Source organism: Micromonospora sp. NPDC005163 (genome assembly GCF_053599835.1).
In genome coordinates, this window is sequence record NZ_JBSFYP010000076.1 from 1 (window position 1) to 12,076 (window position 12,076).

Genomic DNA, 12,076 nt, shown 5'->3' on the forward strand with positions numbered 1-12,076 from the left:
GACCCGGGCGCAACGCGACCGCGGGGCACAGCTCGGGCGCCGAGCCGGCTCGGACCCCAGCACGCACGGTAAGAGGATCGGGACCACGCGCCTGCCGTGCGGGGCGGGCTTGCGGACCCACCGGCCCGACGTGCGGGGGTGCGGAGGCACCGGCGCGGGGGCGAGCTCGGCCCCGAGGCAGATCGCCACACGCAGCCGCCCCAACCGCCGGTTCCGCACAGCGGACCGATCGGCGCAGGCGAGCACAGACCACCTGCTGAGCCGTGCGGCACGGCGGGTCCTCCCACCGGAGGCGACGAAATCAGGTTCGCAGCCGGCCCGAGGAGATCTCGATCAGCACGGACCACGACCAGGGCCAGAGAGCGGGCCACCCGACCAAGACCACCACGGGCGGCATACGTGGCCGCAGCGGGCTGCTGAGCGGGCGCACGAGGCCTTTCCGTCGCCACCCCGGCGGTCGAGCCGTCGATCACCCTCGTGGCCGCTCTGTTTCACGTGAAACGACGGCACGGTGAGAGGCCCATAGACGCGACGGATGGCGGCGCACCGGACGCGCCAGACCGCACCCGTTTCACGTGAAACCAACGCGGCCGGATGCAGAACGGCCGCGCATCCCGAGGGGAAGCGCGGCCGCAGGCGGACGGGGGCGATCAGTCCCCGGACTCCTCCTGTTGCACTCCGATGATGCCGACGATCCGCTCCAGGTCGTCCACCGTCGCGAACTCGATGGTGATCTTGCCCTTGCTCCTGCCGATGTCGACCTTCACCCGGGTGTCGAACCGATCCGACAGCCGATCGGCGAGGTCGGTCAGGCCGGGCGCGTGCGGCTTCGGTCGCCGCTTCGCGGCCTGGCCCTTCGCCGGGCCGTCGTTCAGCGTCAGGGCCACGATCTCCTCGGTCGCTCGGACCGACAGCCCTTCGGCCACGATCCGCAGCGCCAACTGCTCCTGCGCCTCCGATTCGTCGAGGCTCAGCAGGGCACGGGCGTGACCGGCCGACAGGATCCCCGCAGCCACTCGACGCTGTACCTGGGCCGGCAGGTTCAGCAGTCGGATGGTGTTGGAGATCTGCGGCCGGCTTCGACCGATCCGGCGGGCCAACTCCTCGTGGGTGGCGCCGAACTCCTCCAGCAGCTGCTGGTACGCGGCGGCCTCCTCCAGCGGGTTCAGGTTGGCCCGGTGGATGTTCTCCAGTAGCGCGTCCCGGAGCATGGCGTCGTCGCGGGTGTCCCGGACGATCGCCGGGATGCTCTCCCGGCCAACCGCCTGGGCGGCCCGCCACCGCCGCTCGCCCATCACCAGCTCGTACTTCTCGTCGTCGAGCTGCCGGACGACGATGGGCTGGAGGAAGCCGACCTCCTGGATGGAGGTCTTCAGCTCCTCCAGCGCCTCCTCGTCGAAGACCTGGCGGGGCTGCTTCGGGTTCGGCACGATCGCGTCGACCGGGATCTCGGCGAATCGGGCTCCCGGCACCGGGCTGAGCGTGGGCTCCGACTCGCGAGCAGGCGGCCCGGCTGGCGCCGCTGACGCGGCCGCGACCGACTCATCCTCCACGTGCCCGTTCTCCGGCTCGGCCGTCAGGGTGCCCGCTGCACCCGGCACCGGCCCGGTCGGGATGAGCGCCCCCAGGCCCCGACCCAGACCGCCCCGAGGACGGTTCTTCATGCCACGCCTCCCAGCGAATCGTCCGCACTACGCATTCCGGCCCACCGGCTCCTTGACGCCCCGCTCGGCGATCTCCTGGGCGGCCTCGAAGTAGCTCGTGGCACCCCGCGAACCGGGATCGTAGGTCATCACCGACTGGCCGTAGCTGGGTGCCTCGGAGACCCGGACGTTGCGGGGGATGACCGCCTGGAGCACCTTGTCACCGAAGTGGTTCCGGACGTCCTGCTCGACCGCGTCGGCCAGGCGGGTACGGCGGTCGTACATGGTCAGCAGGATGGTCGAGACGTCGAGCTTGGGGTTCAGGTGTTGCCGCACCAGGTTGATGTTGTTGATCAGCTGGTTGAGCCCCTCCAGCGCGTAGTACTCGCACTGGATCGGGATCAGCACCTCCTGCGCGGCGACCAGGGCGTTGACCGTGAGCAGGCCGAGCGAGGGCGGGCAGTCGATGAAGACGTAGTCGAACTGCCCCGGGTAGGCGGCGATGGCCCGGTCGAGGCGAGACTCCCGCGCCACCACCGACACCAGCTCGATCTCGGCTCCGGCCAGGTCGATCGTCGCGGGTACGCACCACAGGTTGGGGATGCCCTCGACCGCCTGTGCCACCTCGGCCAACGGCACGCTGTTGATCAGGCAGTCGTACACGTCGGGTATGCCGGTGTGGTGCGGCACGTTGAGGCCGGTCGAGGCGTTGCCCTGGGGGTCGAGGTCCACCACGAGCACCCGGTTGCCGTGCAGGGCGAGCGCCACCGCAAGGTTGACCGTGGTCGTGGTCTTACCCACGCCGCCCTTCTGGTTCGCGACGCACATGACCCGGGTCCGGTCCGGCCGAGGCATGGTCACCTCGCCACTGGGATTCAGGATCTGCACGGCGCGCATCGCCTCCATAGCCAACGGTGGGTCATCCTCTTCGCGCGTCGGGGTTTCACGTGAAACGTACGTGGGGTCGGCCGACACGGCGGCCGACGATTCGGCTGAAGCGACCACCGGCGCCGCGTCCCGAGCCGCCGCGGCGGTGGGTTGGTGCGGAACCGCCGGCTCGAAGCGGACCGCCGCTACGGTGTTACGCCGACCCGAGGTGGGCCGTACGTCGGCGGCGTCGGCCGGTCGGGTCACCGCATCCGGTGCCCGACGGGCAGCCGCCGGTTCCGTGGTGTCGGGTCCGGTCGGCTGGCTCGCGGGCTCGTCGCGCGACACCAGCGGATCGTCGTCCGCCGGCCGGGGCGAAGGCCCGGAAGCGCCGGGCGACCAGCTCGGGTAGTCGGTTTCACGTGAAACGGGGTCGCTGGTTGACCCGGTCACGCGTGGATCGTCGTACCTGCCGTCGTCATGCACCTGTCATCCCTACCCGCTTCGGATGGTCGGTCCGCGCCCCGGTCAACTTGGCCGCACCCGCGCTCGCACCCCCGGAGCGTACGGCCCCTTGGGAGCGGTCGGAGGTCGCGACGTTCGTCGCCCGCTCCACACTATCGACGCGCGGTCAGCCTACGGCGGACAGGCGTGGCCGGTCCACGTCGGGCTCTCATCCCCTCGTTCCATCCGTACCGGTACAACGAGACAACCCACCGGCCGGACGCCCGATGGCGCGAAGCGTCAACGGCGGCGTGGCCGTCCGCCCCGGGCGCGCTTGCTGGCAGCCGGTCGGGCCGGACCGACCACCCGCTCGCGGACGATCTCCACGACGGTGGTGGGTGGATCGATCACGTCGACGCCGCACAGATGCAGGGTCGGCTCTGCGCCGCCGAGCCGCTTCACCACCTCGGCGTGCTCGTTGATCTCCTCGGCGGCGGACGCGCCCTTGAGCGCCAGCAGCCGCCCGCCGCGCACCGCCAGCGGCAGGCTCCAGGTCGCCAGTCGGTCCAGTGGCGCGACGGCCCGGGCGGTCACCACGTCACCGCTGATGGGTTCGCGGCCGCTCGATCCGCTGGCCGCCTCGTCGGCCCGCCCCCGGAACACCCGCACCGATCTGGTCAGGCCGAGACGCTCGACGACCTCGATCAGGAACGACGTCCGTCGGGCGAGCGGCTCGATCAGGGTCACCGTCAGGTCGGGGCGCGCGATGGCCAGGACCAGACCGGGCAGACCGGCGCCGGACCCGACGTCGAGCACGGTCGCGTCAGCGGGGATCCGCTCGGCGACCGCAGCGCAGTTGAGGAGGTGCCGGTCCCAGATGCGGGGTGCCTCCCGGGGACCGATCAGACCGCGGACCACCCCGTCGGTGGCCAGCAGCTCGGCGTACGCGGCGGCCACGTCGAGCCGATCGCCGAAGAGGGTCAGGGCCGCCGGGGCCAACTCGGGCGGCAGTTCCGCGTCGGACGGCGACGGCGCCGCGTCCTGAGCAGGATCGGTGTCGACGCCGGGGGTGTCGGGCCGGACAGCCGACGGCCCGGGCGGCGTGCCGCCCGGGCCGGACACGGCGTCAGCCGTGGTGTCGTCGTGGGTCACCCGGTCAGTCCGCCGGCCGTACGACGATGCGCCGGCTCGGCTCGACGCCCTCGGACTCGCTCACCACGCCGGACATGGCGTTGACGACGTCGTGGACGCACTTGCGCTCAAACGCGGACATCGGCTCCAGCCGGACCGACTCGCCGTACTCCTTGACCTTCTCGACCGCGTTCTTGGCGACCGCGGCGAGCTCCTTGCGGCGGTTCGCCCGATAGCCGCCGACGTCCAGCAGCAGGCGGCTCGGCGTGCCGGTGGCCCGGAAGACGGCGAGGCGGGTCAGCTCCTGGAGCGCCTCCAGGGTGGCGCCGCGCTGACCGACCAGGTTCTGCAGCCGGGCACCGACCACCTCGACCACCGGCCGGCCGCCGGCGACCAGCTCGTCGATGTCGCCGTCGTAGTCGAGGATGTCGAGCAACCCTTCGACGTAGTCCGCCGCGATCTCGCTCTGCCGGAACAGTTCGCCCTCGCCCGCGGTCTTCTTCTCCCGGCCGCCGGCCGCGGCCTCGGTGTCGTCGCCGGCCTCGGTGTCGTCGTCCACCGCGAGCGGCGCGGTCCCCTCCTCGTCCAGGGACTGCTTGGCGCGGGGGATGCTGGTCTCGGTCACGGTCTCATCTCCGTACTCGCTCGGCTGGACCGTCGGGTCCGCTGGTTTCCCGGGGCCGGCGGGAGGCGCCGGTGCCCACGGGCACGTCTGTACGGGCAGTGTCGCCCGTGGCCGCGTCACGCGCGGTCGGTTCCGTCCGGCGCCGGCCGTACGGCGGCTGCGCGGTGCGGAACGGGCCGCCGCCGGTCGCCCGACGACGGCCCGGAAGTCAGCCCTGCCGCTTGGCGGGGCGGCTCTTCTTGGGGTTCACCGGCTTGGCGCCCGGCTTCGGCCCGGCCACCTTGGGCGCGGTCGCCTTGACCGGCGCCAGCGGGGCCGACTTGCCGCGCCCGAACAGGCCGCCCGCCTTGGCCGGCTGCACCGGGTTACGGGCGGCAGGGGTGGCGGCCTTCTTGGCGGTCACCGGCGGCGGGAACTTGCGCAACACCCACTGCTGCTGGCCGAGGGTGAAGAGGTTGTTGGTGACCCAGTAGATGATCACGCCGATGGGGAAGATCGCACCGGAGATCAGCAGCGAGGCGGGGATGCCGTAGAGCATCAGTCGCTGGATCATCCGCTGCTGCGGGTCCTCCGCCCAGCCGGTCTTCAGGATCATCTGACGGCTGGTCAGGTACGTGGTGCCGATCATGATCAGGACCAGGAGGCCGGCGATCACCTTGACCGTGGTGCCGTTGGCGCCGAGGCGGGCCAACTCGTCGGCGGTGGACCCGAACTTGCCGGACAGCGGCGCGGTGAAGAGCTTCGCGTGTGAGGCGCTGTTGAACTGGTCGACGGTCCAGCCGTAGATCGTCTTCTTGTCTTCCGTCTTGAACGGGTCGAGGCGGCGCAGCACGTGGAAGAGGCCGAGGAAGACGGGGATCTGGAGGAACATCGGAAGGCAGCCCATGAGCGGGTTGGCCTTTTCCTTCCGGTAGAGCTCCATCATCTCCTTCTGGAGCGTCTCCCGGTCACCCTTGTGCTTCTCCTGCAGCTCCTTGACCTTGGGCTGGAGCGCCTGCATCGCCCGCTGCGACTTGATCTGCTTGACAAAGACCGGGAACAGGATCACCCGGACCGTGACAACCAGGAAGACGATGGCCAGGATCCAGGCGAAGTTGGTGCCGATCACCGCGCCGACGGGCACCCCGATGGCGTCCCAGGCGGAGTGCCAGGTCAGCAGGATCCACGAAATCGCGAAGTAGATCCAGTCGAGACTCAATTCGGTGCTCCAGTCACATCGGCACGGCGGCGACCGCCCGGCTCCGGCACCGGGTCATGTCCACCAGGGTGGAAGGGGTGGCAGCGCAACAGCCGCCGGACCGCCAGTGCGGCTCCCCGGAGCGCGCCGTGCCGGGACACCGCCTCCTGGGCGTACGCACTGCACGACGGGTAGAACCGACAGCGAGCCGGCAGTGCCGGACTTATCCACCGACGGTACGCGATGATGGGCGCGATCAGCACCCTGGCACCGGTTGTGGGGCGCGGGGCGGCCGGCTCCGTACTCATCGGGACCTCCGCTCCCTGGGTGACCGGGCGGCTGCGATGGCGGCGTCGAGGTCGGCGGCGAGTCGGGGGTACGACGCCTCGGCCGTGGCCGGGAGCGCTCGGACGACCAGGGTGCTGCCGATCGGCAGCGCGGCAAGCCGCTCCCGGACCAGTGCTCGGAGCCGACGCCGGACCCGGTTGCGCACCACGGCGTTGCCGACGGCCTTGGACACGACGAAGCCGGCGCGGGTCGGAGCGGAGAGTTGCTCCGCACCGGTGTTCCGCGCCGGCTCCAGCGAGGTCGGTGTGCTGAGGTCGGCGGTCGCCGGCACGGTCAGGTGGACCACGACGGCACCTCGTCCGGCGCGTCGGCCACCGCGAACCGCTGCGGCGAAGTCAGTGCTACGCCGCAGTCGCTGTGCGGCGGCCAGCACGACTGCCCACGCCCCCCCGAACGACCCGTCGGCTCAGGCCGACAGGGTGGTGCGACCCTTGGCGCGACGGCTCGAGAGGATGGCACGGCCGGCACGGGTGCGCATGCGCAGCCGGAAGCCGTGGGTCTTCGCGCGCCGGCGGTTGTTCGGCTGGTAGGTGCGCTTGCTCACGTCAGGCTCTCCGTTTTCGTACGCGCCCCGGGCGACGGGATCGCCGGGGTCGTGGGGTGGTCCAGGCCACCTCGACGGTGGCCACCGATCGGTGCTGCCCGGCGGAGCGGGACCTCGGCGATGCGGGGATGCGACCGCGGACAGCAAGCACCCATCACCCTAGCAGAGGGCGAGAGAGCAGCCGCTCCAGCCTACGCAGGGGTGCAATGACCGTCAAACACCTCGCGGCGGCGGAGATCGGGACGCGCGCGAGGCCGAAGGGGCGGTTTTCGCTGATGCCGACAAGGAGCCCGTCGCGTCGCCGGTTGATGGCGCAGGGACAACGCTGTTACCGTGCCCGATTGCGGTGAGCGTCGGAAGCTCCGGTCGTCGCGCGCAGGCAAGACCGGACACGGTAGTGAATCGTTCGGCACGGTGAACCCGCTTCAGCGCCCGTTCAGGCAGGGGGCAGGTCCCACCCGCGTCCGGCGGGCGGCCACAATCGGTCGGTACACAGGCTGTGGATAACCTGTGGACGACCACTGGTCAACCGTCCGGGTGGGTGATGTTCCACCCGCGAACGCGGCGGGCCCGGGACGGCCGGCTGGCAGACAGCGGCGGCCGGGAGCAGAGGCGAGGGGGTGGCACGACGGTGGCCGGTACGACCGACCTTGCCGCGGTGTGGTTAGCGGCGACCGACGAGCTCGCCGACGAGATCATCTCCGCCCAGCAGCGCGCCTACCTCCGACTGACCCGGCTACGGGCGATCGTCGAGGACACCGCGCTGCTCTCCGTCCCGGACGCCTTCACCCGCGACGTGATCGAGTCACGGCTGCGCCCGGCGATCACCGAGGCGCTCACCCGGCGGCTCGGCCGGCCGATCCAGGTCGCGGTCACCGTGCGGGTGGCCGAGGACACCGCCGGCCGCCCGGCTGGCACCGTCTACCGCAGTGCACCGGAGCCGGGGGCGATCGACGCCGAGGGTCCGCCGCCCGCCGTACCGTCCGACTACGAGTATTCCGACCGGCCGGTGGCCGACGCGGTCATCCCGGAACAGCAGCACCCGGCGCGGGCGCCCGAGCCGGCCGCGCCACCGGTCCCGTCCGGTCCGCCGCTCGCGCCGACCTCCGACGGGCACCGGTCCGGGCTGATCCCGGCGAGCCGCGACGGGCAGGAGGCGTTGTTCAGCGCCGCGTTCGTGGAGCCGCTGCGGACGCCTCGGCCGGCGCCGGACCGGCGCGGCTACGACGACCAGGCCGCCCGCCTGGACGCGCCCGGCCCGGACACCCGGCCCTACGAGCCCCGCTACCGGGAGGACGCGGCGTCGCCGCGGGACCAGCACGTGATCCGCGCGCTGCCTCGGGACAGCGGGACGGACAGCGGTCCCGGTCGCAGCGGTGTGGATCACCGCACCGGCGGGCGCGACGACCGTCGGCTGCCCGGCACCGACACCGGCGGCAACCGGCTCAACCCGAAGTACATGTTCGAGACGTTCGTCATCGGCTCGTCCAACCGGTTCGCCCACGCGGCGAGCGTGGCGGTGGCCGAGTCACCGGCGAAGGCGTACAACCCGCTGTTCATCTACGGCAGCTCGGGGCTGGGCAAGACGCACCTGCTGCATGCCATCGGGCACTACGCCACGACGCTCGGCAACGCTCGCTCGGTGCGGTACGTCTCGACCGAGGAGTTCACCAACGACTTCATCAACTCGCTCCGGGACGACAAGACCAGCGCGTTCCAGCGGCGCTACCGCGACGTCGACATCCTGCTGATCGACGACATCCAGTTCCTGGAGAACCGCGAGCGCACCCAGGAGGAGTTCTTCCACACCTTCAACACGCTGCACAACGCCAACAAACAGATCGTGATCACGTCGGACCGGTCGCCGAAGCAGCTCGCCACGCTGGAGGACCGGCTGCGGACCCGGTTCGAGTGGGGTCTGCTCGCCGACATCCAGCCGCCGGACCTGGAAACCCGGATCGCGATCCTGCAGAAGAAGGCGGCGCAGGAGCGGCTCTACGCCCCGCCGGACGTGCTGGAGTTCATCGCCTCCCGGGTGTCGAACTCGATCCGGGAACTGGAGGGCGCGCTGATCCGGGTGACCGCGTTCGCCAGCCTGACCCGGTCGACCGTCGAGCTGTCGCTGGCCGAGGAGGTCCTGCGGGACTTCATCCCGGACGGCGCCGGCCCGGAGATCACCGCCGACCAGATCATGGTCTCCACGGCGGACTACTTCGGTGTGAGCCTGGAGGACCTGCGGGGTCAGTCCCGCTCCCGGGTGCTGGTCAACGCCCGCCAGGTGGCCATGTACCTGTGCCGGGAGTTGACCGAGTTGTCACTTCCCCGGATCGGGCAGGCCTTCGGGGGCCGGGACCACACCACGGTCATGCACGCCGACCGTAAGATCCGCCAGCAGATGGCCGAACGGCGCTCGCTCTACAACCAGATCGCCGAGCTGACCAACCGGATCAAACAGAACACCTGAGGCGTACGCCCGCCGCCGCGACGGCACGCAGCCCGGGACACGCCCGGCCGGAGAGAACCGGCCGGGCGTTTTTTGTCTCTGACGCCTCTCCGACTTGACCCTCGACCTGGTGCAGGCCACAGCATCTACGCCGTGACCGCTTCGATGCTGACTCGTTGTCCACAGCTCGTTGTCCACCGCCAGTGGATAACTACGGTCCGTCCTCCGCCGGTTACCCACAGGCTGTGGAGAAACCCTGTGTACGACGCTGTGGATGGCTGGGGACAACGTCGCGGTTGTCCACCGACGAGAGTCGCCCTGTGTACGACCTGTTGAAGGTTCTGGGGATGACGCCATTGGTGATCTTCATGGCGATCCACAGGCTTGGGGAGAAAGTCGGTGGATTACCGGTGGACAACCGGTGGACAACGGTGGACAACCGTCCGGCGCGGCCGGGCTGTGGACACGCAAGGCGGTTGTACCCCCGGTTCTCCACAGCCAAATCACCGGTGGATAACCTGTCTGAGCTGCGTGGACCCGAGTTCTCCACAGTTTGCACAGGTGCGATGAAGACGATGAGTTATCTCTTCTAAGAGAACAAAAACCAATCATCACCGTTGGACTTTCTGTGGATCGGGCCGAAGCTGCCGGACCAGCCGGTCAGCATCGACACGATCCACGGGGCCGGGCGCACAGCCGATGCCCCCGCGCCCTAAAGTGCGATGGGTACCCGCACGGTTGGGCGGGACGGTAGGCAGCGGTCGGCATGAGAGAGTTGTCGCTGACGTCGACGCGGAGGCATTGATGAAGTTCCGAGTAGAGCGCGACGCGCTCGCCGAGGCCGTGGCCTGGACCGCGAAGAGCCTGCCGAGCCGTCCGTCGGTGCCGGTGCTGGCCGGGGTGATGCTCCGAGTCACCGACGGCAACCTGCGGGTCTCCGGGTTCGACTACGAGGTCTCCAGCCAGGTCACCGTCGAGGTGCAGGGCGACGCCGACGGCGCCGCACTGGTCTCCGGTCGCCTGCTCGCCGAGATCACCAAGGCGCTGCCAGCCAAGCCGGTGGACATCGCCGCCGTCGGCGCCCACCTCGAGCTGGTCTGCGGCAGCGCCCGGTTCACCCTGCCGACCATGCCGGTGGAGGACTACCCCGCGCTGCCCGAGATGCCGCAGAGCGCCGGCACGGTCGACGCCGCCACGTTCGCCACCGCAGTTTCCCAGGTGGCCATCGCCGCTGGCCGCGACGAGACGCTGCCGATGATGACCGGTGTCCGCGTCGAGCTCTCCGGCAGCACCCTGTCGATGCTCGCCACCGACCGCTACCGGCTGGCGCTGCGCGAGATCCAGTGGCGGCCGGACGACCCCGAGGTGAGCATCAACGCCCTCGTGCCGGCCCGCACCCTGAACGACACGGCCAAGGCGCTCGGCCCGCTGGGCGGCGAGGTCACCCTCGCCCTCGCCCAGGGCGCGGCGGGCGAGGGCATGGTCGGCCTCGCCGGTGGCACCCGGCGGACGACCAGCCGGCTGCTCGACGGGGCCAACTACCCGCCGGTGCGCTCGCTCTTCCCGGCCACCCACAACGCCGAGGCCCGGGTGTCGGTCAGCACCCTGATCGAGGTGGTCAAGCGGGTCGCGCTGGTCGCCGAGCGCACCACGCCGGTGTTGCTCAGCTTCAGCGCCGACGGGCTGGTGGTCGAGGCCGGCGGCTCGGAGGAGGCGCGGGCCAGCGAGGGGATGGAGGCCACCTTCACCGGCGACGCGTTGACCATCGGGTTCAACCCGCAGTACCTCATCGACGGCCTGGCCAACCTGGGCTCCCAGACCGCCGTGCTCTCGTTCGTCGACGCCTTCAAGCCCGCGGTGATCTCACCCGCCGGCGAGGATGGCGAGGCCATTCCGGGGTACCGGTACCTCATCATGCCGATCCGCGTGTCCCGCTGATCGCGCGCACCGATACCCAGATCCACGGAGGTAGGAACACATGCAGCTCGGCCTGGTAGGACTCGGCCGGATGGGCGGCAACATGCGGGAGCGGTTGCGGGCCGCCGGCCACGAGGTGGTCGGCTTCGACCACAACGCCCAGTTGAGTGACGTCCCGACCCTCGCCGGGCTGGCTGAGAAGCTCGAGTCGCCCCGCGCGGTCTGGGTCATGGTGCCCGCCGGCGTCACCGACGCGACCATTGACGAGCTCGCCGCGGTGCTCGGCGAGGGCGACATCATCATCGACGGCGGCAACTCCCGGTTCAGCGACGACGCCCCCCGGGCCGAGCGGCTCAACGAGCGCGGCATCGGCTACCTGGACGTCGGTGTCTCCGGCGGCGTGTGGGGCCGGCAGAACGGCTACGCGCTGATGGTCGGCGGTGCCCAGGAGCACGTCGACCGGCTGATGCCGATCTTCGAGGCGCTCAAGCCCGAGGGCGAGTTCGGCTTCGTGCACGCCGGGCCGGTCGGCGCCGGGCACTACTCCAAGATGGTGCACAACGGCATCGAGTACGGCCTGATGCACGCCTACGCCGAGGGCTACGAGCTGCTCGCCGCCTCCGAGCTGGTGACCAACGTGCCGGGGGTGTTCAAGTCCTGGCGGGAGGGCACCGTGGTCCGCTCCTGGCTGCTCGACCTGTTGGACCGGGCGCTCGACGAGGACCCGGAGCTGGCCGAGCTGAGCGGTTACACCGAGGACACCGGCGAGGGTCGGTGGACGGTCGACGAGGCGGTCCGGCTGGCCGTGCCGCTGAACGTCATCACCGCCTCGCTGTTCGCCCGGTTCGCCTCCCGGCAGGACGACTCGCCCGCCATGAAGGCCGTCGCCGCGCTGCGCCAGCAGTTCGGTGGCCACGCCGTCCGCAAGCGCTGAGCG

Annotated in this window: 10 protein-coding genes and 1 pseudogene; 3 read left to right on the forward strand and 8 right to left on the reverse strand. The window is 70.8% G+C overall.

Annotated elements, in window-relative coordinates:
• Positions 1–650: 650 nt before the first annotated feature.
• From ACWD6N_RS32255 to rpmH, 8 genes and pseudogenes are all read right to left on the reverse strand, one after another.
• Entirely contained in the window at positions 651–1,664 is a 1,014-nt protein-coding gene (locus ACWD6N_RS32255) for a ParB/RepB/Spo0J family partition protein (RefSeq protein ID WP_450005856.1), read from the reverse strand.
• A 27-nt stretch (positions 1,665–1,691) separates the two neighbouring features.
• A pseudogene (locus ACWD6N_RS32260) lies at positions 1,692–2,612 on the reverse strand (ParA family protein); the annotation flags it as partial.
• A 642-nt stretch (positions 2,613–3,254) separates the two neighbouring features.
• Positions 3,255–3,965, reverse strand: coding sequence for a 16S rRNA (guanine(527)-N(7))-methyltransferase RsmG (gene rsmG, locus ACWD6N_RS32265; RefSeq protein ID WP_354967216.1), 711 nt, complete (start codon positions 3,963–3,965; stop codon positions 3,255–3,257).
• Positions 3,966–4,110: 145 nt separating this feature from the next.
• Complete coding sequence (locus ACWD6N_RS32270) at positions 4,111–4,710, reverse strand: Jag family protein (RefSeq protein ID WP_450005858.1); 600 nt, start codon at positions 4,708–4,710, stop codon at positions 4,111–4,113.
• A gap of 208 nt (positions 4,711–4,918) precedes the next feature.
• On the reverse strand, positions 4,919–5,908 hold the full coding sequence (gene yidC / locus ACWD6N_RS32275) for a membrane protein insertase YidC (protein WP_354967096.1): 990 nt from the start codon (positions 5,906–5,908) through the stop codon (positions 4,919–4,921).
• Positions 5,905–6,195 carry a membrane protein insertion efficiency factor YidD gene (gene yidD / locus ACWD6N_RS32280; protein WP_354967095.1) on the reverse strand — a complete coding sequence of 97 codons (291 nt, stop codon included), beginning with the start codon at positions 6,193–6,195 and terminating at the stop codon, positions 5,905–5,907. The genes yidC and yidD overlap by 4 nt, the downstream gene beginning before the upstream one ends.
• Positions 6,192–6,608, reverse strand: a complete 417-nt coding sequence (rnpA, locus tag ACWD6N_RS32285) for a ribonuclease P protein component (protein ID WP_354967094.1) — start codon at positions 6,606–6,608, stop codon at positions 6,192–6,194. The genes yidD and rnpA overlap by 4 nt, the downstream gene beginning before the upstream one ends.
• A 33-nt stretch (positions 6,609–6,641) precedes the next feature.
• On the reverse strand, positions 6,642–6,779 hold the full coding sequence (rpmH, locus tag ACWD6N_RS32290; RefSeq protein ID WP_007453904.1) for a 50S ribosomal protein L34: 138 nt from the start codon (positions 6,777–6,779) through the stop codon (positions 6,642–6,644).
• A gap of 544 nt (positions 6,780–7,323) precedes the next feature.
• Between rpmH and dnaA the strand changes: the two genes are divergently transcribed.
• The 3 genes from dnaA to gnd all read left to right on the forward strand — a co-directional run bounded on the left by dnaA (position 7,324) and on the right by gnd (position 12,073).
• Positions 7,324–9,243 carry a chromosomal replication initiator protein DnaA gene (dnaA, locus tag ACWD6N_RS32295; protein WP_450005860.1) on the forward strand — a complete coding sequence of 640 codons (1,920 nt, stop codon included), beginning with the start codon at positions 7,324–7,326 and terminating at the stop codon, positions 9,241–9,243.
• 783 nt (positions 9,244–10,026) lie between these two features.
• Complete coding sequence (dnaN, locus tag ACWD6N_RS32300) at positions 10,027–11,160, forward strand: DNA polymerase III subunit beta (protein ID WP_450005862.1); 1,134 nt, start codon at positions 10,027–10,029, stop codon at positions 11,158–11,160.
• Between the two features lie 40 nt (positions 11,161–11,200).
• A complete protein-coding gene (gene gnd / locus ACWD6N_RS32305; protein ID WP_450005864.1) occupies positions 11,201–12,073 on the forward strand; it encodes a phosphogluconate dehydrogenase (NAD(+)-dependent, decarboxylating) in 873 nt (290 codons plus the stop codon).
• Positions 12,074–12,076: the final 3 nt, after the last annotated feature.

Excerpts from the sequence above, each read along its gene's own strand:
- dnaA (WP_450005860.1), top strand. The coding sequence starts at position 7,324 with ATGTTCCACCCGCGAACGCGGCGGGCCCGGGACGGCCGGCTGGCAGAC.
- yidD (WP_354967095.1), bottom strand. The coding sequence starts at position 6,195 with ATGAGTACGGAGCCGGCCGCCCCGCGCCCCACAACCGGTGCCAGGGTG.
- dnaN (WP_450005862.1), top strand. The coding sequence starts at position 10,027 with ATGAAGTTCCGAGTAGAGCGCGACGCGCTCGCCGAGGCCGTGGCCTGG.
- gnd (WP_450005864.1), top strand. The coding sequence starts at position 11,201 with ATGCAGCTCGGCCTGGTAGGACTCGGCCGGATGGGCGGCAACATGCGG.
- ACWD6N_RS32255 (WP_450005856.1), bottom strand. The coding sequence starts at position 1,664 with ATGAAGAACCGTCCTCGGGGCGGTCTGGGTCGGGGCCTGGGGGCGCTC.